The sequence below is a fragment of the Prauserella aidingensis genome, from assembly GCF_024171865.1.
In the GTDB taxonomy this organism is placed as follows: domain Bacteria; phylum Actinomycetota; class Actinomycetes; order Mycobacteriales; family Pseudonocardiaceae; genus Prauserella; species Prauserella aidingensis.
Genome location: NZ_JAMTCN010000004.1, coordinates 1 through 21,621 on the forward strand (window position 1 = coordinate 1; position 21,621 = coordinate 21,621).

Consider the following 21,621-nt stretch of genomic DNA (forward strand, 5'->3'; position numbering starts at 1 on the left):
GGTGATCCACACCGAACCCGGAGGCCCTCACCCATATCAAGATCATCCACCGCGTGCCGAACCGTCACCAACGTGCCCGAACAGCACAGCTAGCGGCGAGGGAGACCCAGCAACCGCTGCGCCACCACGGTGAGCAGCACCTGCGTGGTCCCGCCCGCGATACTCAGGCACCGGGACAGCAGGAACTCGTGCTGCGCGGACCCCGTCTCCTCGTCGGCCACGACACCCCGCGACCCGAGGACGTCCAGGGCCGTCTCGGCGACCTCCTGCCGGTGCCGCACGCCGAGCAGCTTCTGCACGCTCGACTCGGCGCCCGACTGACCACCGCCGAGCCTGCGCACCGTGTCGCGGACACCGAGCACCGACACGGCCGATCCGCCGACGACGAGACCTCCGAGCCGCTGTGCGTCGATGTCCGGTTCCGCGGCCAGGAGCTGCTCCACCGCCTCGCCGACCGCCGACCCGCCGCCGAGTGCAACCCGCTCGTTGGCCAGCGTCGTGCGCGCGAGCGCCCACCCGCCGTTCACCTCCCCCACGACGTCGGCATCCGGCACGAACACGCCGTCGAGGAACACCTCGTTGAACCGGACCTCCCCGGTGATCTCACGCAGCGGCCGTACCTCGATGCCGGGCGAGCGCATGTCGACGAGGAAGTACGTGATGCCCCGGTGTTTCGGGGCGTCCGGGTCCGTGCGGGCCAGGCAGATGGCCCGGTCCGCCTCGTGTGCGAGTGAGGTCCAGACCTTCTGCCCGGTCAGCCGCCATCCGGGGACGCCGTCGCGGTCGGTCCGCTCCGCCGAGGTGCGCAGGGACGCGAGATCCGACCCGGCGCCGGGCTCGCTGAACAGCTGGCACCACGTCACGTCGCCGCGCAACGTCGGCAGGACGAACCGCTCACGCTGCTCCTCGGAGCCGTGCTCCAGGATCGTCGGCAGCGCCCACGCGCCGACCACCAGATCGGGCCGCGTCACGCCGGCACGGCCGAACTCGGCGTCGATCGCCACCTGCTCGGCGGGCGTGGCGTCGAGACCGTACGGCCGCGGCCAGTGCGGTGCGAGGTGACCGCTCTCGGCCAGCCGCACCCGGGCGGCGCGCTCGTCCAGGCCGGCCACCTCGGCCGCGACCGCAGCCGCCGCGTGGCGCGTCACCGCCAGATCTCCACCGGCGTGGGCGTCGACGTCGACCTCGACGCCACGCCGCATGCCGACCCGGGTCAGCTCGCCCGCCCTGCGGCGCCACGGCTCGCTGCCGCCGAGCAGCTGACGCAGCGACACCGCGCGGCGCAGATACCGGTGCGCGTCGTGTTCCCACGTGAAGCCGATTCCGCCGAGCACCTGGATGCAGTCCTTCGCGGTGTCGACCGCGGCATCGAGTGCGCCCGCCGCCGCGACCGCCGCGGCCACGGCGAACTGGTCGCCGTCGGCCGTGTCGGCGGCCCGCGCGGCGTCCCACGCCAGCGCGGCCGCCGTCTCCGACCGGCACAGCATCTCCGCACACAGGTGCTGCACCGCCTGGAACGCGCCGATCGGACCGCCGAACTGTTCGCGCACCCGTGCGTACTCGCTCGCGGTCCGCACGCACCACTCCGCGACCCCGGCAGCCTCCGCGGCCGCCAGGGTCGCCGCCAGTTCCGGTACCGCGACGCGGCCGAGCACGTCCGTGGCCGGCACGGCCACCCCGTCGAGTCGCGCCGTCGCGACCCGGCGACTCGGGTCGAAGGCCTCGTGCTCGGTCCGCCCCGTCCGTCCGGCGTCGACCGCGAACCACACCGTGTCCGTGGCGCTCGCACTCGCGACGGACCCGCCCGTGGCGTCGGCACCGGTCCGGGCGGCGAGCAGCAGCACGTCGGCCTCCGGCCCGTCGGGCAACACCGGCGTGGTCCCGTCGACGACGAAGCCCCCGTCCCGGTCCGGGCGGGCGACGAGCTCCCCCGCGTCGATTACCACGGCGGCCCGCGCCGAGCCCGCGGCCACCATCGGCGCGTGTTCCTTGGTCACGACCGCCTCCGGCCGTCGTGACCACGCCAGCCCGGCCAGGATCGTGCCGAAGCCGACGTCCGCCAGTTCACCCGCTCCGGCCGCGACCCCGGTGACCAGGTCCGTGACGCCGCCACCCGCACCGCCCAGCACCTCCGGCAGTGCGATCGCAGGCAGGCCGATCCCGGCGATCGCCGGTGCCGGGTCGGCGGAGCGCGCCGCGGCGCTCACGGCGTCGGCCAGTGCTCGTTGCTCGTCCGTCATCGCGATACCCACGACGCCGATTGTAGAACATGTTTCACTTAACCGGGTGTAACCCGAGGATCGCTTTCAGCAGAAGTTGGGTAGACTGCCACTCAGGACTGGAACAGGTTCTTCAACCAGGAGAGATGCCGATGGCAAGCAAGCCCAAGGCGCCGGCCTCGTCGAAGACGGCGTCCCGGAGCTCCACCGCTCTCGGCCCGATGGGCGGGGACGAACCCGGGACGGCAGCCCAGCGCGACCGGCGCAAGCGCATCCTCGACGCGACCCTCGCCCTCGCGGCGAAGGGCGGCTACGACGCCGTGCAGATGCGCACCGTCGCCGAACGCGCCGACGTCGCCCTCGGCACCCTCTACCGCTACTTCCCTTCCAAGATCCATCTGCTCGTGTCCGGTCTCGCGCGCGAGTTCGAACGCGCACAGGAGAAGCTCGACCGGGGCAGCATCCCGGGCGAGACGTCCACCGAGCGACTGCTCGTGGTCCTGGGCCGCAACACCCGGATGATGCAGCGCGATCCGCACCTCACCGAGGCGATGGTGCGGGCGTTCATGTTCGCCGACACCACCGCCGCGGCCGAGGTCGAACAGGTCGGCGCCATGATGGAGAACATGTTCGCCAAGGCGATGGGCATCGACGAGCCCACCGACCACGACCGCGACGTCTTCCACGTGATCGCCGACGTCTGGATGGCCAACCTCGTCGCCTGGGTCACCCGCCGCGCCTCCGCCGCCGACGTCGCCAAACGCCTCGAACTGTCCGTCCACCTGCTCCTCGACTGAGCATCCCGGCGACACACCCGCCCGCGCGTGCCCCGGACCCTTCGCCGGGCCCGGGGCACGCGTGTGTCGTGTGCGCGGTGGCGTCAGCCCGCGTAGCGCTCGGCGAACGCGGCGAACTCGTCGAGTTCCCGCAACGTGTCGGACTCCGGCGCGGTCTCGAGCATGAACGTCACGTGGTCGACCCCGGCCTCGGCCCACCCCGCGATGGTCTTCTCGTCGGCGGGCGCCCCGAAGATCGCCATCGGCACGTCCGGCTTGCCGTGGTCGGCGAACCACGCCTGCGCCTGCCGGATCTGGTCCGGTGTGGTGTGCGGCCGCGGCAACCAGCCGTCACCGAAGGCGACGGTCCGGCGCAGTGCCGCCGGGCTCTCCCCGCCCACGTAGATCGGCGGGTGCGGCGTCGCGGCGGCCTTCGGCCACGCGTACACGGGGTCGAAGTCCACGAACCTGCCGTGGAACTCGGCCTGCTCCTCCGTCCACAGTCGCCGCAACGCCTCCAGCTGCTCGTTCATCAGCGCGCCGCGCGTCGCCGGGTCCACCCCGTGGTTGCGCATCTCCTCGCGGTTCCACCCGACCCCGACACCGAGGACGAACCGGCCGCCGGACACCAGGTCCAGACTCGCCGACTCGTTCGCGGTGTGGATCAGGTCACGCTGCGGCAGCAACGCGATCCCGGTGCCCACGGTCAACTCCCGCGTCGCCGCGGCGGCAGCTGTCAGCGCCACGAACGGGTCGAGCGTGCGGTAGTACTTGCGCGGCAGGTCACCACCGTCGGGATACGGCGTCTCCCTGCTGGCCGGGATGTGGGAGTGCTCGGCGAGGAACAGCGAGCTCAGGCCCCGCTGCTCCAGCGCCGCACCCAACGGCCCCGGACGGACTCCCTCATCGGTCACGAACGTCGAAACACCGAACTTCATATCCACGACCAACCCGCCGGCAGCGGCGTGCATTCCCGGACCGGACAGCCCGTGACGATCGCGCCCTCCCGACCGCGGGCGCCCGCCCACGGTCGGGCGCCCTGCGGCCGTCGCGGGCGGGCCTCAGACGTTGCGCCGGTACTGGCCGCCCACCTCGAAGAACGCCTCGGTGATCTGACCGAGCGAGCACACCCGCGCGGCGTCCATGAGCACGGCGAACACGTTCTCGCCCCGCGACGCCGCGTCCCGCAGCCGCGCCAGCTGCACCTGCGCCTCGCCGTGGTTCCTCGTCTGGAACTCCTCGAGCCTCCGCAGCTGCGAACGCTTCTCGTCCTCCGTGGCGCGGGCCAGCTCGACCTCCCCGCCGGCCTCGTCGTCGTCCGGATTGCGGAAGGTGTTCACCCCGACGATCGGCAGCTCACCGTTGTGCTTGAGCCGCTCGTAGGTGATCGACTCGTCCTGGATCTTGCCGCGCTGGTAGCCGGTCTCCATCGCGCCGAGCACGCCCCCGCGTTCCGAGATGCGCTCGAACTCGGTGAGTACGGCCTCCTCCACGAGGTCGGTCAGCTCGTCGATGATGAACGAGCCCTGCAACGGGTTCTCGTTCTTCGACAGGCCCCACTCCTTGTTGATGATCATCTGGATCGCCATCGCGCGGCGCACCGAGCTCTCGGACGGCGTCGTGATCGCCTCGTCGTAGGCGTTGGTGTGCAACGAGTTCGCGTTGTCGTACAGCGCACACAGTGCCTGCAACGTCGTGCGGATGTCGTTGAAGTTCATCTCCTGCGCGTGCAGCGACCGCCCCGAGGTCTGGACGTGATACTTGAGCTTCTGCGACCGCTCCCCAGCGCCGTAGCGCTCGCGCATCGCCACCGCCCAGATCCGCCGCGCCACCCGGCCCAGCACCGAGTACTCGGCGTCCATGCCGTTGGAGAAGAAGAACGACAGGCTCGGCGCGAACTCGTCGATGTCCATACCGCGGGCCAGGTAGGACTCGACGTAGGTGAACCCGTTGGCGAGCGTGAAGGCCAGCTGCGAGATCGGGTTCGCTCCGGCCTCGGCGATGTGATAGCCCGAAATGGACACCGAGTAGAAGTTCCGGACCCCGTGTTCGATGAACCACTCCTGGATGTCGGACATCATCCGGAGGCTGAACTCCGTGGAGAAGATGCAGGTGTTCTGGCCCTGGTCCTCCTTGAGGATGTCGGCCTGCACCGTGCCGCGGACCTGCCGCAGCGTCCACTCGCGAATCTCCGCGGCCTCGTCGGCGTTCGGCTCCCGTCCGTGCTCGGAGCGGAACGCGTCGATGCGCTGGTCGATCGCCGTGTTGAGGAAGAACGCCAGGATCGTCGGGGCGGGGCCGTTGATGGTCATCGACACCGACGTCGACGGCGCGGTGAGGTCGAACCCGTCGTAGAGCGCCTTCATGTCGTCCAGCGTCGCGATCGAGACGCCCGAGGTGCCCACCTTGCCGTAGATGTCCGGCCGCGTGTCCGGGTCGAAGCCGTACAGCGTCACCGAGTCGAACGCCGTCGACAGGCGCTTGGCCTCCGAATCGGCCGACAGGTACTTGAACCGGCGGTTGGTCCGGAACGCGTCGCCCTCGCCGGCGAACATGCGGGCCGGATCCTCACCGTCGCGTTTGAACGGGAAGACGCCCGCGGTGTACGGGAAGTAGCCGGGCAGGTTCTCGCGCCGCAGGAACGACACGAGCTCGCCCTTGTCCTTGTACCGGGGCAGGGCCACGCGCGGAATCCTGCTGCCGGACAACGTGTCGCGCCACAGCTCGGTGCGGATCTCGTTGCCGCGCACCGTGAACGAGAGCTCCTCGCCGCGGTACGACTCGGCCAGCCCCTCCCACCGGCCGAGCAGCTCGGTCGTCCTGCCGTCGACATCGGACTCGGCGCGTTCGAGGAGCCGGTCGAGTGCCGCGGCGTCCCCGCCGTCGGCGGCGAGCGCATCCCTGGCCACGGCGAGGTGCTCCCGGGTGCGCACCGCATCGGCCTGCCGTTCGGTCTCGGCGTGGTAGCCGCGCACGGTCTCGGCGATCTCCGCCAGATACCGGACGCGGTGCTGCGGAATGATCGTCGCCGTCTGCGTCGAGACCTTGCCCTCGACCGGTGCGAGCGTCCCCGCCGACACCGACAGTCCGGCGTCGGCCAGCATGTCGCGCAGCCCCTGGTACAGCGCGGTCACGCCGTCGTCGTTGAACGTCGCCGCACTCGTCCCGTAGACCGGCATGTCCTCGGGATCGGAACCGAAGGCCTCCCGATTGCGCACCAACTGCCGTGCGACGTCGCGCCGGGCGTCCTCCGCACCGCGGCGTTCGAACTTGTTGATCGCCACGACGTCGGCGAAGTCGAGCATGTCGATCTTCTCGAGCTGCGAGGCCGCACCGAACTCGGGTGTCATCACGTACAGCGAGTGGTCGACGTGGTCGATGATGCCCGCGTCGCCCTGGCCGATGCCCGGCGTCTCGACGACGACCAGGTCGAACCCGGCAGCCTTGCAGGCGAGTACGGCCTCGTCGAGCCCCTGCGGGATCTCCCCGCTGGTCGTGCGGGTCGCCATCGACCGGAAGTACACGCGGTCGCCGTCGAGGCAGTTCATCCGGATGCGGTCACCGAGCAGCGCACCGCCACCGCGGCGCCGTGTCGGGTCGACGGCCAGCACCGCGATCCGGAGCTTGTCCTCCTGGTCGTTGCGGAAGCGGCGCACGAGCTCGTCCGTGAGCGACGACTTGCCGGAACCGCCGGTACCGGTGATACCGAGCACGGGCACCGTCCGAGTGCCTGCGGCCTCACGAACGGCGGTGAGCCACTCGTCGGGCAGGACACCCTGCTGGAGTTGCGAGATCGTCCGCGACAGCGTCCGTGTGTCCCCCGCCAGCAGCTGGTCCAGGTCGCCGGCCTGCTCACGGGCCAGGTCGACGTCGCATTCCCGGATCATGTGGTTGATCATGCCGGGCAGGCCGAGTTCCAGCCCGTCCTCCGGGGAAAAGATCCGCGCCACACCCCGTGAGTGCAGCAGGTCGATCTCGTCCTGGACGATGACGCCGCCCCCACCGCCGAACACCTTCACGTGCCCCGCCCCGCGCTCCCGGAGCAGTTCGACCAGGTAGGAGAAGTACTCGACGTGGCCGCCCTGGTAGGCACTGATGGCCACGCCCTGTGCGTCCTCCGCGATGGCCGCGGTCACGACCTCGTCGACGGACCGGTTGTGCCCGAGATGGATCACCTCGGCACCCTGCGCCTGCAGGATGCGCCGCATGATGTTGATCGAGGCGTCGTGTCCGTCGAACAGGCTCGCCGCCGTGACGAACCGGACGGGGTGCACAGGCTGGTGCAGCTCGGTGGTCATGCCACCAAAATACTTGGACTTCCTACTAATTCAAAGACGGCCTCCACCGTGACGACGGTCTCTCCCGACTCCATCGGCGAGGAGCTACCGCCGGGGCGGCGACCCCGTCACCCGACCGGGTTCGGGGTCGCGGCGCCGCGGACCGCCAGCCACTGCTGCATGGCGTACTCGACCATCGTGATCAGCGTCTGCTTCGTCGACTCCCGTTGGCGGGCGTCACACCGCACCAGCGGGATACTCTCGTCGATCGACAGCGCCTCGCGCACGTCGTTCAGATCGTGCTGCAGCACGCCGTCGAACGTGTTCACACCGACGATGTAGGGCAGGCCCCTGTCCTCGAAGAAGTCGATCGGGGCGAACGAGTCGGCGAGGCGCCGGGTGTCCGCCAGCACGACCGCGCCGATCGCGCCGCGCACCAGGTCGTCCCACATGAACCAGAAACGCTCCTGGCCGGGCGTGCCGAACAGGTAGAGGATCAGGTCCTCGTCGAGGGAGACACGGCCGAAGTCCATCGCCACCGTGGTGGTGGACTTGTTCGGCGTCGCCGCCGTGTCGTCGATGCCGGTGCTCGCGTCCGTCATCATCGCCTCGGTCGTCAACGGCACGATCTCGGACACCGAACCGACGAACGTTGTCTTGCCCGCGCCGAATCCGCCTGCCACGACGATCTTCGCCGAGGTCATCGTCTTCGGCGCTGCCTGGCGCGGTGCCTTAAAGCCGACGGAGTCCACTCAACACCCTTTCCATCAACATAAAATGCGCTTCGGCGTTCTCGCTGCCCGCCACGGTGCGGTGCACGGTCACCAACCCCGTGTCCGCCGCGTCGCTGATCAGCACTCGCGCCACCCCGAGCGGCACCTGGAGGACCGCTGCGATCTCGGCCACCGAACGCGGAGTCCGGCATTCTTCCATGATGACCTGATGCTCGACCTGATCGGGGACCGGGAGGACCGCCGCATCGCGGGTCGAGATCAACGTCTCGAGTTCCAGCGGGTAGTTCGCTTTCGTCCGGCCGCCGGTGATGGCGTAAGGACGGACGAAACCGGTTTCCTCAGCCGCCGGCGGCGGCGCCACCGGCTCGACGGGGATGGGTTCGGCCGACACAAACTGCTCCTCTCCGGTCCATGACCGGTCGTGGTCCTCCTCACCCGGCCACACCACGTCGGTGGGTTCGGCCGGTGAGGACGACGCTGCTTCCCGGCTCTCCTGCTCGCCGGTTGCTTCCCGACCGTCGTCGGGGTCGTCCCTACGCTCGCCGCGTTTCCGGCGGCGCAGTCCGGACGTGAGCGCGAAGCCGTTGAGCACGTCAGCGATCGCGCCCTCCTCGTTCCCGCTCCCGAATCCGGAGTCCGTGTTCATCGTTACGGTCATCCCACCGATCCGCCGACCAGCGGGCCACCCGCGCCCTGCAGCTGCGCGCGCAGCTCGGGCGTCAGGATCTGCCCGACCCGGTCGACGAGGAGCGTCATCTCGTACGCCACCTGACCGATGTCGCAGTTCGGCGCCGCCAGCACGGCCAGGCACGAACCGTCACTGATGGACATCAGCACCATGATGCCGAGCTCCATCTCGACGACCGTCTCGTTGACGGCCCCCGCCTCGAAGCAGCGGGCGGCACCCTGGGTCAGGCTGATCAGCCCGGAGGCGACGGCGGCGAGCTGGTCGGCGCGGTCGAGTGGCAGCCGGTTCGACGCGGTGAGCAACAGCCCATCCGCCGACACGACGACGGCATGCGCGACGCCCGGCACTCGCTCCGCGAAGTCGTTCACCAGCCATCCGAACTGGTTCTGTTGGGGCTGAGCCCGATCCGGCGCGGTCATTCACCCTCCACTTTCTGTTCACTGCTGTCGCTCGCCCGAGCGGTCCGATGCCGGCCTCGGCGAATTCCCTGCTGGAAACTGCTGAGCCTGCCCTGCACGTCGGCGGGGTCACGCTCGCGCCGCGGCCGGCCGCCGGCCGGTCCCGTCGACGTCGCACTGCCCGGCATGAGCTGCTCACCGCGTTGGCGGCGCGGCAACCCTGCCGGGGTGTAACCGGTCGGCGACGCCTCCCCGACCTGCCCGCTGTCGTCGGTGGCGAACATCCACTCGGACGTACCGCTCGCCGACTCCTCCTGCACCTCGGCAGTCGCCGCCTCGGCGACGCCCGCCTCCGCCGCTGCGGACTGCGCGACTCCCGAGCCCGCCGGGGCGGAGGACGTCTCGCCGGTCGCGTCACCGGTCGTCGCCGGTTCCGCGGTCGCGGTGTCGGCCGCCGCCTGCTCCGGAGCGGGTGCCGCCGCATCGGTGCGTTCGCCGCCGGGCGACGAGCCGTGCACCGCCGTGCCGTTGACCCGTGGTTGCGGGCTCGGCGCCGGGGCCGGGCGTGGTTTCCGCTGCCGCTGCGGCAGGCCTGCCGCGGTCGTCGGCGCGTCGGCACCGGAACGGCGGGGCTGGGGGCCGCGGCCACCAGACGCCGTCCGGTCCGTGTCCCGCGCCGAGGCCCCCTGTACCGGGCTGTCCTGCCCCGGGGTCTCGGCTGCCGGGCTGTCCTGTACCGGGGTCTCCTGGGCCGGCGTCTCCTGGGCCGGGCTGCCCTCGGATGTCGGGGCCGCCTCGGGCTCCGCGGTACCGGACGGCCCCGCGCCGGGAGACTCGGTCCGCGCAGTCTCCACGCCCGCAGTCTCCGCGGGCGCAGTCTCGCCGCCCGGAGCCTCGCCGCCTGACGCGCCGGCGCCCGACGACTCCCCGCCCGGAGCGGCAGCCGCATCGGGCGAGGCCGCACCGGCCACCCCGGTCGCGGGGGTCGCGGACGTCGCGCCGCCGGCGACCGCGGTGGCGTCGGACTCGTCCTCCGGGTTCTGACGGCGCTTGCCTCGACTGACGCCGTGCTGGAAGCTGCTCAACCGGCTACGCACGTCGGAGGGGTCCCGCTGCGGCGGCTTCGCCGGTGCAGCCTGTTCGTGCGACACGCCGTTCACGCCCCGGCCCGCGGCGCCGTCCGACGCGCTACCCGGCATCAGTTTCCGGCCCCGCTCCCGCCGGGGCAGGCCCGCCGGCGTATAGCCCGCCGGTTCGCCTCCGCCTGCGTTTCCGGCCGCCGAGCGGTGCGGGTTGGCCGACGAACCCCAGCCCTGATCCTCGTCGGCGTCGGAGGCGCGGAACCAGGCCGACAGCATGTCGTTGAAGATCGGCGTGCCTTCGGAGCCGTCCTGCCGCTGCGGTGTCGGCTCGGGGGCCGGTGGTTCCTTCGCGGACGTCGCGGCGTTCCACCAGTCGGTGACCTCGGTGTCCGGCACGGCGAACAGCGCGGATCCACCGAGGTCCGAGCTCTGCGCGGGTGCCGCGTTCGCGTCACCGTCGCCGTTCGACACGCCGTCGCGGTTCGACGCTCCGTCGGCATCCGCAGCACCACCGGCGGAACCGTCGGCTCGCGAGGCGCCGTCGCGGGACGTGCGGCTCGCACCCGGCTTGCGCCGTGGGAGTTCCGGCTTCGCGCTCCGGGCATCGGACTCGGTGTCGCTGTCCGTGCCCTCCGAGGCAGCGGCGTCGCCGTTCTGTGTACCGGGATCGTCGGCCGGTCCGCCCTGGTGCGGGATCGGCAGGCCGCCGTCGGCACCCGATCCGCCGTTGCGACCACCGCCCGCGGGCGTGGAACCGGTCGCGTCGCCATCGCCGGTGCCGGCCGCACCGGTGCCGTTCGTGCCGCCGCTCCCCTGGTCGCCGCCGGTGACCGGGTTGAACAGGGCCGTACCCGAGACCTCGGTCTCCGACGGAGCGTCGCCGCCACGCGTCAGCGGAGCGAACGACCCCGCCGCCGCGGATCCGGACGCCCGCCGCTGCGGCAGGCCACTGCTCGTGGTGGCGGATCCGCCACCGGCGGCCGGCGCGGTCCCCGCGGCACTGCCGTTCACGGCGCCCGTTCCGTTCGCGGCGCCCGTTCCGTTCACAGCGCCTGCGGTGCCGTTCACGGCCGCGGTTCCGGAGGCAGCAGTGCCGGAGGTCGCCGTGGCGCCCGCCGCACCCGGGGCGCCCGTGGGCCGCGCGGCGCTCCCCGGCAGGGTTGCCGGACCCGCCTGCGCGAGCACCTCGGTCGGTGCGTGCTGTTCGACGATGACGACCTCGGACGGGACCGTGACGACCGCCGTGACTCCGGTCGAGGCCGGGCCGGACTGCAGCGCGACGCCGAAGCCGTGCCGCTCGGCGAGCCTGCCCACGACGAACAGGCCCATCCGCCGGGACGTGGCGATGTCGACGGGGCCGACGTCGCGCAGCCGACCGTTGGCCTCCTCCAGTTCGGCGTCGTTCATCCCGATGCCGCGGTCGGAGATGTCGACCTGCAGCGATCCGTCGTCGAGCAGCCTGCTCGAGAGCGTCACGCGGGTCTCCGGGGCGGAGAACGCGGTCGCGTTGTCGAGCAGCTCGGCGACGAGCCGGACGAGGTCGCCCGCGGCGTAGCCGACGACCCGCGCGGACGGCGGGGTGTTCACCACGACCCGCTGGTACTGCTCGATCTCCGACACCGCGGCACGGAGCACGTCGGTCGCCGACACCGGCCTGCCCGACCGCCTGCCCGGCTCGTCGCCGGACAGCACCATCAGGTTCTCGTTGTTGCGGCGCATCCGCGTGGCGAGGTGGTCGAGCTGGAACAGGGTCGCCAGCTGGTCGGCGTCCTCCTCGTCACGCTCGAGCCGTTCGATGAGCTGCAGCTGCCGCTGCACGAGGCTCTGGCTCCGCCGCGACAGGTTGACGAACACAGCCGCGAACCCGGCCCGCATGCCCGCCTGTTCCACCGCGAGCCGGAGCGCCTGGTTGTGCACGGCGTCGAACGCACGCGCGACCTGGCCGATCTCGTCGTCGGTGGACACGGGGACCGGCCGCACGACCGGGTTCTGCGACTGACCGTCCTGGATCGACCGGACGGCCTCGGGCAGCGCCCGGTCCGCCACATCGAGCGCCGCGGTGCGCAGCACGTTCAGCGAGCGCAACAGCTGCCGGGTGATGACGAACACGACCACCGCGGCCAACGCCAGTGCCAGCACGAACAGCACCGCCAGCCACAGCACGGCCGCGTGGGCACCGCCCGCGGCGTCGTCGGCGTCGGTCGTCACCTCGGTACCGAGCCGGTCGGAGAACTGCCCCGTGGAGGTGAACACCCCGTCGGAGGCGTCGCGCCACTGTGCCGGGCGGATGTCGCCGAAGGCCGCGTCACCGTCCTGGCCCGCGAGCAGTCCGCGCATGATCCGTTCGCGGCTGTCGAACGCCTCGCCCCGCACGGTCTCGTTGAAAGCGGCGCGCTGGCCGACGGTCGCGGTGCTCCGGAACTCGGTGAGCCGGTCGTCCAGCCGCACGGCCGAGGTGCGGAGCTGGTCGAACTCGCTGGGGGCGAGTCCGCCCCGATCGATGCCGTGAGCCACGAGCGCCTGCTGGATCGACACCTCCTCGCGGGCGACGAGGATGTCGTGCAGCGTCGTGGGTGTGCCGCCGACGGCACGGTCGCCCATCCCGGACACCGCGGCGACGTCCACGGTCAGCAGCGCCGACGTGATCACCGAGTAGGACTGGGTTGCCTGGATCGCGCCCAGCTGGCCGGTGCTCACCCGTTCCCTCAGTGCGGAGAGGCGGTCGAGTTGTTCGTTCAGCCCCGCACGGGGTTCGGCCAGCGCTTCGAGGTCGGCCCCCTCCGTGGCCAGCGCGGCACGCACCGGGCCCACCGCGCGGTCGACCTCGTCGCGCAGGGCGTTCAGCTGCTCCGAATCGGCCCCGTTGCCGCGCGTCAGCGCCGCCGCGGTGGCGGTCCGCTCCCGCTGCAGGGCGTCGAGCAGCGTGCGTGATGCGGAGTTGAGCTGCGCCAGCTCCGCCACCCGGTCGTACCGGTCCGCACGGTCGAGCTGTGTCGCGAGCGTCAAGCCGCCCAGCACCAGCGCGATGACGATGGGAATCAGCGTGACGGCTCCGAGCTTGGCGGGCAGTTTCCAGTCCCGCCAGCGCGCCAGAGCCTTCCACGGGGACGGCTTCGGGGCGTCCTCGCCGAGCAGCTGTCCCACAGGCACTCGGCCTTCTCCTGCAACGGTCACGTACGTGACTCCCTCTCCGGCTCGCTCACGGCCACGACGATCTCCGGCCCGGTACCGCGCGGCACGCCGACTCCGGCCTCGTGCCGGGACGAACCCGGGAGGGCCCGGGCGGTGCACCGCGCGCTGTACCGCATGTCTGGTCGTTCCTCCGTATCCGGCGTCTCCGGGACGGGCGCCGGCACCGTCCGGCATGTACCGGACACCACCGCGGCGCCGCGACCCGGCCGGCACGGCCGGGCACGCGACAGGCGCCGCCGACGCTGTCGCCACCCACCCGGCAGGCGGGACGGCCGCTGTCGTTTCCGTCCGCCCCGGCCACGGCCGTCCTCCCCCAGGACACCGGCCGGCGAGTTGCGATCTGCAGGTTGAAACCGCAGATCCGTGCCGTGGCACTCAATTCGCTTGGTCGGGGCGCCAGAAATCGTACAGCCAATCGGGTTGTCACCAAATGATCTCGCCGACCGGAGCATGACCAGCGGAAATCGCCATTCACCCGACCCGGCGGCGCGCCGTTTCCCCGCCACCGGAAACACCGCGCCGGAATGCGGTTACCGAAATGGCAGCGGGATCACGGTCAAGGCTCACCCACATGGCTCAGACACCCCGTAGGGATCGCCCGAACAGACCACCACTCCACCTCGTGCGACTACGCAACGAGTTCGAAGAGTCCCCGATCTTGTGGCGCCCGCCGATGCACCCGACCGGCCGGTGTCCCTCGACCCGGTGGTCCAGCCCTCTCACCCGCCCAGGGGAGACAGACTTCCTCACCCATCCGCCGGACCCGCCGTGGAGCCCGTCCCACACGGCGGTCGACTGCGCCACCTCGGCCCGACCACTACGGAGCGCGATCGAAATCGGGAAGTCAACCCTCAGATGTGTCACCCGATCCAGCGGGCTTCGACGTTCGGAATACGACCGAGTGCACAATTCCTCGGCGTTCCGCCCGCAACACCGCAATGCGGACAGAAATCACCGATCGACCGCCGGTTTCGGTCGCGGAAATTCACCGACCGCCGCCATTCGGCGCGCGATGTCCACCCTGGGCGAATGGGCACCACCCGGACGGGTGCTCAAGTTGCACGTCGCACACCGGTCCGGCCCGCGACACGCGCCGAGGTCCGGACCTGCGAACCTCGCCTCGTGAACCACCGTGACCACCCCCCGACACCGCCCCCGGCCCTACGCCGGTTCCTGGGCGAGCACGACCCGCCGACCCCGTGTCTGGTCGTCGACGTGGACACCGCCGTCGCGCGCTACCGGGCCCTCACGGCCGCGTTTCCCCAGGCCCGGATCCAGTACGCGGTGAAGGCCAACCCCGCCCCCGAGCTCCTCCGCGCACTGGCCGACGCGGGCGCCCGGTTCGACGTCGCGAGCCCGGCCGAGATCGACCTGTGCCTGGCCGCGGGATCCGACGGGGAGAAGCTGTCCTACGGCAACACGATCAAGAAACCCGCCGACATCGCCCACGCCCACGCCGCCGGTGTCACCGAGTACACGTGCGAGGCGTCCGGCGATCTGCGGGCCATCGCCGCGCAGGCCCCGGGTGCCCAGGTCTCGGTGCGCCTCCTCGTCGACGCGCCGGATTCGGCCACCCCGTTCGGCCGCAAGTTCGGCTGCAGCCCCACGGTCGCGACCGAGCTCGTCGTCGAGGCCACCGCGCTGGGGCTGGACCCGGTCGGCGTCAGCCTGCACGTCGGTTCCCAGCAGTGCGATCCGGGAGCCTGGGACGGCGCGGTCGCCACGGCGGCGTCCGTGTTCGCGGCGGCCGCCGAACGCGGCGTGCACCTGCGCAGGCTCAACGTCGGGGGCGGCCTGGCGACGAGCTACCGGGAGACCGCGCCGGCACCTGCCGACTACGCCGCGGCGATCACCTCGGCACTGCGCACGCGGTTCCCCTCCGGCGAGCCGGAACTGGTCGTCGAACCGGGCCGCGCGATCGTCGCCGACGCCGGTCTGATCCGCGCCGAGGTGGTGCTGGTCAGCCGTAAGAGCCCCGGCGACGACCACCGATGGCTGTACCTCGACGTCGGCCGGTACAACGGCCTCGCCGAAACGGAGAACGAGGCGATCACCTACCCCGTGGAACCCGTCGACGGCCGCGGCGGGCCGGACGGTCCGGTGATCCTGGCGGGCCCCACGTGCGACGGCGACGACGTCCTGTATCAGCACACGCCGTACCGGCTACCCGAGTCCTTGCGCGCCGGGGACCGGGTCGACATCCTTGCCGCCGGCGCGTACACGGCGAGTTACTCGTCGGTGGCGTTCAACGGCATTCCGCCACTCCGTACCTACTGCATTCGTGAAGGGAGGCCAACCGGTGCCGACTGACCGCAGCGACGTCGGTGTGTTCTCGGGAACGCACGTGCTCGCCGAGCTCGACGGTGTCGATCCACGGTTGCTCGACGACGAGACGTTCCTGCGCAGCACGCTGGCGCACACGCTCACCGAGGCCGGGGCGACCGTCTGCGACGTCATCGCCCACCGGTTCGAGCCGCAGGGCGTGACCGTGCTGGCGATGCTCGCCGAGTCCCACGCCTCGGTGCACACCTATCCGGAGGTCGGAGCCGCGTTCGTGGACGTGTTCACGTGCGGTGACCGCGCCGACCCCGCTCATGCCGTCCGCCTGCTCGGCGACGCCCTGGGCAGCAGGCCCGTGACCATGTCCACCGTCCGGCGCGGCGACCCCGCCCGGCAGACGACCATGACAGGAGGGTGACCCGTGTCCCCCGTCAGCACCGATTCCGCCACCGAGATCGTCGAACCGCTCGCCGACGGCATGACCCGCACCTGGCGGGTCGACGACGTGGTGGTCGACACGACGACCGCGTTCCAGCACGTCCTGATCGGCCGCACCGCCCACGGCCTCACCCTCTTCTGCGACGACGAACGGCAGAGCGCCGACGCCACCCAGCTCGTCTACCACGAGGCGCTCACCGTGCCACCGCTGCTGCTGGCCGACCGGGTCCGCTCCGTGTTGATCATCGGTTCGAGCGAGGGCGTCGCGAGCGCGATGGCGGTGACCCACGGCGCGAGGCGGGTCGACCACGTCGACATCGACGCCGAGACCGTGCGCCTGTGCGCGCACCACCTGCCGTACGGCTACACGCCCGACGAACTCGCCGCGGCCGAGGCCCACGAGGGTCCGGTGCGGATGCACTACCGCGACGGCTTCGACTTCCTCGACGCCGCCGAGGCCGACGGCACCCGCTACGACGTCGTGCTGATCGACCTGCCCGACGAGAGCGAGGACGCCGAGGCGCAGCACAACCGCCTCTACGAGGCCGACTTCCTCCGCCGGTGCAGCAGGCTGCTCGCACCCGGCGGCGTGGTGACCTGCCAGGGCGGCTGTCCGACGATGTGGCGCAACCGCACGCTCGTCGCCGCGTGGCGGCGGTTCACCGAGGTGTTCGGCACCGCCGTCTACTACGGCTCGGACGAGCACGAGTGGGCGTTCCTGTCGGGCAGGCTCGACCACCTGGACGACCCGGTGACGACGATGCAGCAGCGACTCGCGGCCGTCACCGCGCGCGGCGAGGGCTACCGGCCCGAGTCGATCGACGCCGAGGCACTGCGGGGCAATACCGTTCCCCCGCACGCGGTGCGGGCGTCGGTCAGAGCTTCTTCCCTGCCGTGACGCGCTGGTGGACCTTGCGCTCGACCCAGAACGACAGCAGCGGTACGCACCCGGCGAGCAGCACGCCGACGGTGCCCTTCACCGACCAGCGGGCCTTGAGCGCGAGGTCCACCGCCAGCACCAGGTAGATCATGTAGATGACACCGTGGATGGGCGAGTACACCGCCGACGGCCCCGCGTTGTCGAAGCCGTAGCGGATCACCATCACCACCACCAGTCCCAGCAGGCCGATACCGGTGGCGAAGGCGGCGACGCGGAATCGGGCCAGCGGGCCGCGCAACGGTGCCGGAGCCCGATCGCCCGCCGCGGTCGTGGCCGCGGCGGGGCCGTCGGCGTCGTGGTCGGTGGTCACCATGTCGTCACTTCACCTCTTGATCGCGTGCGTTGAGCTCGGCCAGATACCGGTTGTACGCGGCCAGCTCGGCATCGGCAGGGTCTTCGGAATCGGCGGTGTCCTCGGGTGCACCGCCGGAGCGGCCGACGGCTTCGGGCGGACGCGTTCGGGCGGACCCTCCCGTCCCCGTCGCCGGTACCGCGGCCCGTCCACCGGACTCGGCCGCCGCCGTCCCGCCGGATGCGTCACCGGAGTCGCCGACGGCCTCCTCGGCCCGGCGGCGGCTGAGTACCCGCCACCGCCACACCATGAACGCGGGGAAGAGTCCGAACAGCGGCCACTGCAGGACGTAGCCGAGATTCTGGAACGTGCCGCCCGCGGACGAGAACCGGTCCCACTGCCACCAGGCCAGGCCGAAGCACACCACCATGGCCGCGACGCACAGCAGCGCGATACCCACGGTGCGGCCGGTGATGGAGCGGGGATTCACGTCTTCGACGCTAGCACCCACGTGGTCGAGGCCGTGGTCACACACCCTGACGTGGGAGACCCCGGATCCCCGGCCGCCGCGGCGGATCAGTCCCGGGAGCCCGCGGCCTGTGCGGCGTAGCCGTCGGCGAGGCCGAACACCTTCTGCGCGTACTCCACCGAGTTGTTGTAGGACATGATCCCGGCCCACCAGCCGTCGGCGCCGGACATGTCACGTCCACCCGCGCAGAGGTATCGCGCGGCGGTGACGGCGGCGTCGTCGATCTGTTGCGGATCGGCCCGTCCGTCGCCGTTGCCGTCGCTGGCATGGCGCATCCAGGTACTGGGGATGAACTGCATCGGGCCGACGGCGCGGTCGTGCCGGGGGTCCCCGTCGAGGCGGCCGCCGTCGGTGTCGGTGATGCTGCGCACGCCGGGTGAACCGTTCAGCGGCACGCCGATGATCGGGGACGACGGCCTGCCGTCCCGCCGAAGGGTCACACCGCCGTAGCGGCCGTGATCGGATTCGACCCGGCCGATACCGGCCAGGGTCGCCCAGGAGACACGGCATGCCGGCTGGTGTTCCCGCATCGCGAGTTCGGCGTGGCCGTAGGCCCGCAGCGCGCGGGCGGGCACGCCGGTGGCCGTCGCGGTGCGCTCGGCCCAGGCGTCGAGCGAGTCCGGGGGCCGCTGTGCCCCGCCGCCGGTGCTCGCACCCGGATCGGACGGCGAGTCACCGCCCGGGTCCGGCGCCGCCGACGGGTCCTCACCGGGGGCTTCGGCACCGGGCGTCACGTGTGCCGGTTCGATGTCCCGCGCCGGCACGTCCGTCGTCGTGGGACTCGCCTGCGGTGTGGCGGCGCCCGCCACGAGCCAGATCCCGCCGGCGCCGACGGTGAGCACGGCGGCGACGATGACCAGCCTGGCCGCCACGGGCCGCAACGTCGTCAGCAGTCCCGCCGCCACGGCTCTCGGTGCCGCATTCGTGCCGGCACGGTCCTGCCCACCGTCCCCGGTTCCCGTTGTGCGCACCGCCTGGCCTTTCCGTGCACCGATCCACCCGTGGGGCTAACGAACGGAGGCACCGTAACGTTACGCCCGTCCTGTGACGGGGACGGCACGCCGAACCGGGCGGCGCCGGTGATCCGCGCGGGCCGGACGGCCGGTGGCGCGGAACGCAGGCGGCGCTCAGCTCGCGGCGTCGCGGCGCTGGCGCGTCAGGCGTGCCACGCACCACGCGGGGGCGCTGCCCCTGCGGAGGTGCTCGAGGACCGTGAGCGGTCCGAGCCACTTGGCGAGGTCGTCGGGAGCCAATCCGGCGGCACGGTAGTCGAGCGCACGCTGGTCCAGCGGGCTGATGCCCGCGTCCCACCAGGCCTCGGCCTCGCGCACGTCACCGATCATCTGCCACCACCCGGCAGCGGCGACGAGCAACTCGTCGGGCGCGTCCGGAAGCCGCTGCCGCATGGCGTCCAGGTAGGTGGTGTCGGCGCTGTCGAGCGCGGCCCACGTACCGGCGCCCGCCGCTCCCCGCTGCCCCGGGATCCCGGGCGGCTGCGGCGAGTTCTGTGGAGCCTGCGGGGCCTCTGCGAGCCAGGACGTGGCGATGCGGTGCGCCTCGGCCTCCTCGGCGCTCTGCTCACGCTCAGAGGTCCACTGCTGGATCACCGCGTCAACGCCGGGATCGTGCATCCCTGCCTCCTTCTGCAACGCACATCGGAGTCGCTTGCGGAAAGACTGTCGAGAGCAACGTCGCCTCCGGGGCGACGAAGTTCGCTGTCGAACTGTTCGCTGTCGGGCACTGCCGCCGGGCGATGTCGCATCAGCCCGATCACGCAATGTGAGCACCGTAGGAGAGCAACTCGGCTCCACGCCAGACCCTCTCGGCGATGAATCCGTTGACCTGCGCTTCAGGCTCCGGAATCCACCCGGATGGTCCAGTCCGCGACCGGAAAAGGGCGCTGATGCACGCTGCGTAATCGCATTCTTTCCCTTGACACGACGTTTCGCCGGTACCGGATTTCCGGCACCGGACGACGCGCTGTCCATATGGTCGATACTGCGGTGTAACCGTCAGGAAAAGAGCCGCTCCACGAACGTCACGAGCGCCTGGGCACCGTCTCCGAGCCAGCTCAAAGCCGTCTGCACGGCATCGGCCGACTCGGTGGGCTTGCTGATCAACAGAAACAGGACGAGAGCGACGACGCCGAAGATGAGGAATTTCTTGAGTCCCGGTGACATCGCTCCACTCAATTCTTCACATCGGCGGCCGGCCCGGCCGCGTACCGGTTCCGCCGCGCCGGAGACCGTACGCGGTGACGGCCCGATGAACACCGGTGAGCCCGCCTGCTCACGCGGCTCATTCAACAGCATCGTCACCGGGCCGTGGGCTGCCCGACCGAGTCCCACACGAACGGCGGAATCCGGTCACGGAACGTATCCCTGGGCGCCACGTCCGGGTGCACCCTAGAAGAGTGAGACGGGGGACCGCCGGAACGACACGCCGCGCGTCCCGGCCGGTTCCCCGCACTCTCCGCCGACGAGCGAGGCACGCCGTGACGCCGGGCCGACACCAGGCCGGCCCGGCGTCACGGGCAGGGCCCGGCTCGAGGAAGCCCCTGTCCCAAGGCAGGCCCCTGTCCCAAGGCAGGCCCCGGCTCTGGGCGGCCCCGTGTCAGGCGATCGCCCCGCCGTCCCGCAACGCGCCGATGGCCGCACCGTCGTAGCCGAACTCCGCCAGCACCTCGGCCGTGTCGGCGCCCTGCTCGTGCGAAGCCTGCGGCTCGGGTGCGGGAGTACGGTCGAACTTCGGTCCCGGCGCGGGCTGCACGGTCCCTCCGACGTCGGTGAACGTCCCGCGAGCGACGTTGTGCGGATGCTGGGCGGCCTCGTCCGGTGTGAGCACCGGTGTCAGGCACGCGTCCGTGCCCTCGGCCTTGGCGACCAGCTCGTCGCGCGAGTACTTCCCGATCGCCTCGGTGAGGATCTCGCGGAGCTCGGGCCACCGGGACCGGTCCAGGTGCACCGGCAGCGACTCGGCGTCCAGCTCGAGCACCTCCACCAGCGCGGTCCAGAACCGCATCTCGATCGCACCCACGGCCACGTAACGCCCGTCGGCGCACGCGTAGGTGTCGTAGAACGGCGCGCCTCCGTCGAGGAGGTTCTCGCCCCGCTCCCCGCCCCACGCTCCGGCGGCCTTCATGCCGTAGAGCTGCGTGGTCAGCAGCGCGGACCCGTCCACCATCGACGCGTCAACGACCTGCCCCTGACCGGAGGACATGCGTTCGTAGAGCGCCGCGAGCACGCCCATCGCCAGGTACAGCCCGCCACCGCCGAAGTCACCGAGGTAGTTCACCGGAGCCACCGGCTTCTCCCCTGCCCTGCCGATCGTCGCCAGCGCCCCGGAGAGCCCGATGTAGTTGATGTCGTGTCCGGCCACCGGCGCGAGCGGACCGTCCTGGCCCCAGCCGGTGACGCGGCCGTACACCAGCCGCGGGTTCCGCGCGTGCGCCTGGTCCGGGCCCAGCCCCATGCGTTCGGCGACACCGGGCCGGAAACCCTCGATGAGGACGTCGGCCCGCTGCGCCAGCGACAGCACCACCTCGACGCCCTCGGGCGTCTTGGTGTCGACGCCGATGGTGCGCCTGCTCCGCGTGAGCGGGTCGTTCGGGATGCCCAGGACGTCCGCTCCCGGCCGCGCCCGATCCACCCGCACGACGTCGGCCCCGAGATCGGCGAGCATCGTGCCCGCGAACGGGGCCGGCGCCAGTCCTGCCAGTTCGATCACCCTGAGACCGCCGAGGGGTCCGGCGTTCATGGTCGCCACCTTTCCGCCGC

Annotated in this window: 17 protein-coding genes; 4 read left to right on the forward strand and 13 right to left on the reverse strand. The window is 71.5% G+C overall.

Translation table 11 applies throughout. The annotated features are described in order from the left end of the window. Window positions 1-89 precede the first annotated feature (89 nt). Window positions 90-2,240, reverse strand: coding sequence for an acyl-CoA dehydrogenase family protein (locus LY13_RS05935; RefSeq protein ID WP_301298561.1), 2,151 nt, complete (start codon window positions 2,238-2,240; stop codon window positions 90-92). 131 nt (window positions 2,241-2,371) lie between these two features. Between LY13_RS05935 and kstR the strand changes: the two genes are divergently transcribed. Continuing rightward, window positions 2,372-3,016 carry a cholesterol catabolism transcriptional regulator KstR gene (kstR, locus tag LY13_RS05940; RefSeq protein ID WP_183652840.1) on the forward strand — a complete coding sequence of 215 codons (645 nt, stop codon included), beginning with the start codon at window positions 2,372-2,374 and terminating at the stop codon, window positions 3,014-3,016. 83 nt (window positions 3,017-3,099) lie between these two features. Here kstR and LY13_RS05945 read toward each other — a convergent pair whose 3' ends face one another. The 6 genes from LY13_RS05945 to LY13_RS05970 all read right to left on the reverse strand — a co-directional run bounded on the left by LY13_RS05945 (window position 3,100) and on the right by LY13_RS05970 (window position 13,324). Continuing rightward, a complete protein-coding gene (locus tag LY13_RS05945; protein ID WP_253827273.1) occupies window positions 3,100-3,933 on the reverse strand; it encodes an LLM class F420-dependent oxidoreductase in 834 nt (277 codons plus the stop codon). A 123-nt stretch (window positions 3,934-4,056) separates the two neighbouring features. Beyond that, window positions 4,057-7,293 carry a fused isobutyryl-CoA mutase/GTPase IcmF gene (gene icmF / locus LY13_RS05950; RefSeq protein WP_253827274.1) on the reverse strand — a complete coding sequence of 1,079 codons (3,237 nt, stop codon included), beginning with the start codon at window positions 7,291-7,293 and terminating at the stop codon, window positions 4,057-4,059. Between the two features lie 107 nt (window positions 7,294-7,400). Continuing rightward, window positions 7,401-8,024, reverse strand: coding sequence for a GTP-binding protein (locus LY13_RS05955; RefSeq protein ID WP_253827275.1), 624 nt, complete (start codon window positions 8,022-8,024; stop codon window positions 7,401-7,403). Next, complete coding sequence (locus LY13_RS05960; protein ID WP_443678902.1) at window positions 8,005-8,598, reverse strand: DUF742 domain-containing protein; 594 nt, start codon at window positions 8,596-8,598, stop codon at window positions 8,005-8,007. The genes LY13_RS05955 and LY13_RS05960 overlap by 20 nt, the downstream gene beginning before the upstream one ends. 62 nt (window positions 8,599-8,660) lie before the next feature. Continuing rightward, window positions 8,661-9,113: a roadblock/LC7 domain-containing protein gene (locus LY13_RS05965; RefSeq protein WP_030533451.1), complete on the reverse strand. Its 453-nt coding sequence runs from the start codon at window positions 9,111-9,113 to the stop codon at window positions 8,661-8,663. Further along, window positions 9,110-13,324, reverse strand: coding sequence for a sensor histidine kinase (locus LY13_RS05970; protein WP_253827276.1), 4,215 nt, complete (start codon window positions 13,322-13,324; stop codon window positions 9,110-9,112). Before LY13_RS05970 ends, LY13_RS05965 begins: the two co-directional genes overlap by 4 nt. Window positions 13,325-14,581: 1,257 nt before the next feature. Between LY13_RS05970 and LY13_RS05975 the strand changes: the two genes are divergently transcribed. The 3 genes from LY13_RS05975 to LY13_RS05985 are packed head-to-tail and all read left to right on the forward strand — an operon-like array spanning window position 14,582 to window position 16,982. After that, on the forward strand, window positions 14,582-15,676 hold the full coding sequence (locus LY13_RS05975; protein WP_253827277.1) for a type III PLP-dependent enzyme: 1,095 nt from the start codon (window positions 14,582-14,584) through the stop codon (window positions 15,674-15,676). Further along, entirely contained in the window at window positions 15,666-16,064 is a 399-nt protein-coding gene (gene speD, locus LY13_RS05980; protein WP_253827278.1) for an adenosylmethionine decarboxylase, read from the forward strand. The genes LY13_RS05975 and speD overlap by 11 nt, the downstream gene beginning before the upstream one ends. A 60-nt stretch (window positions 16,065-16,124) precedes the next feature. Next, on the forward strand, window positions 16,125-16,982 hold the full coding sequence (locus LY13_RS05985) for a spermidine synthase (RefSeq protein WP_253827574.1): 858 nt from the start codon (window positions 16,125-16,127) through the stop codon (window positions 16,980-16,982). On the opposite strand, the gene LY13_RS05990 is transcribed toward LY13_RS05985, so the two are convergent. The 6 genes from LY13_RS05990 to LY13_RS06015 form a co-directional block, all read right to left on the reverse strand. After that, window positions 16,960-17,337, reverse strand: a complete 378-nt coding sequence (locus LY13_RS05990) for a DUF3817 domain-containing protein (RefSeq protein WP_253827279.1) — start codon at window positions 17,335-17,337, stop codon at window positions 16,960-16,962. The two genes, LY13_RS05985 and LY13_RS05990, sit on opposite strands and share 23 nt — an antisense overlap. Window positions 17,338-17,341: 4 nt before the next feature. Further along, entirely contained in the window at window positions 17,342-17,806 is a 465-nt protein-coding gene (locus LY13_RS05995) for a transcriptional regulator (protein ID WP_253827280.1), read from the reverse strand. A gap of 86 nt (window positions 17,807-17,892) precedes the next feature. After that, complete coding sequence (locus tag LY13_RS06000) at window positions 17,893-18,816, reverse strand: lytic murein transglycosylase (RefSeq protein ID WP_372493767.1); 924 nt, start codon at window positions 18,814-18,816, stop codon at window positions 17,893-17,895. 156 nt (window positions 18,817-18,972) lie between these two features. Then, the gene (locus LY13_RS06005) at window positions 18,973-19,476 is read right to left on the reverse strand and encodes a helix-turn-helix transcriptional regulator (protein ID WP_253827282.1); all 504 of its coding nucleotides are present in this window, start codon (window positions 19,474-19,476) and stop codon (window positions 18,973-18,975) included. Between the two features lie 381 nt (window positions 19,477-19,857). Next, entirely contained in the window at window positions 19,858-20,163 is a 306-nt protein-coding gene (locus tag LY13_RS06010) for a hypothetical protein (RefSeq protein WP_253827597.1), read from the reverse strand. A gap of 295 nt (window positions 20,164-20,458) precedes the next feature. Continuing rightward, the gene (locus tag LY13_RS06015) at window positions 20,459-21,601 is read right to left on the reverse strand and encodes a CaiB/BaiF CoA transferase family protein (protein WP_253827283.1); all 1,143 of its coding nucleotides are present in this window, start codon (window positions 21,599-21,601) and stop codon (window positions 20,459-20,461) included. Between the last annotated feature and the right edge of the window lie 20 nt (window positions 21,602-21,621).

What these genes read in the sequence shown, in the direction of transcription:
- LY13_RS05935 (WP_301298561.1), bottom strand. Translation starts at nt 2,240, where the DNA reads ATGACGGACGAGCAACGAGCACTGGCCGACGCCGTGAGCGCCGCGGCG.
- kstR (WP_183652840.1), top strand. Translation starts at nt 2,372, where the DNA reads ATGGCAAGCAAGCCCAAGGCGCCGGCCTCGTCGAAGACGGCGTCCCGG.
- LY13_RS05945 (WP_253827273.1), bottom strand. Translation starts at nt 3,933, where the DNA reads ATGAAGTTCGGTGTTTCGACGTTCGTGACCGATGAGGGAGTCCGTCCG.
- icmF (WP_253827274.1), bottom strand. Translation starts at nt 7,293, where the DNA reads ATGACCACCGAGCTGCACCAGCCTGTGCACCCCGTCCGGTTCGTCACG.
- LY13_RS05965 (WP_030533451.1), bottom strand. Translation starts at nt 9,113, where the DNA reads ATGACCGCGCCGGATCGGGCTCAGCCCCAACAGAACCAGTTCGGATGG.
- LY13_RS05985 (WP_253827574.1), top strand. Translation starts at nt 16,125, where the DNA reads ATGACCCGCACCTGGCGGGTCGACGACGTGGTGGTCGACACGACGACC.
- LY13_RS05990 (WP_253827279.1), bottom strand. Translation starts at nt 17,337, where the DNA reads ATGGTGACCACCGACCACGACGCCGACGGCCCCGCCGCGGCCACGACC.
- LY13_RS06005 (WP_253827282.1), bottom strand. Translation starts at nt 19,476, where the DNA reads ATGCACGATCCCGGCGTTGACGCGGTGATCCAGCAGTGGACCTCTGAG.
- LY13_RS06015 (WP_253827283.1), bottom strand. Translation starts at nt 21,601, where the DNA reads ATGAACGCCGGACCCCTCGGCGGTCTCAGGGTGATCGAACTGGCAGGA.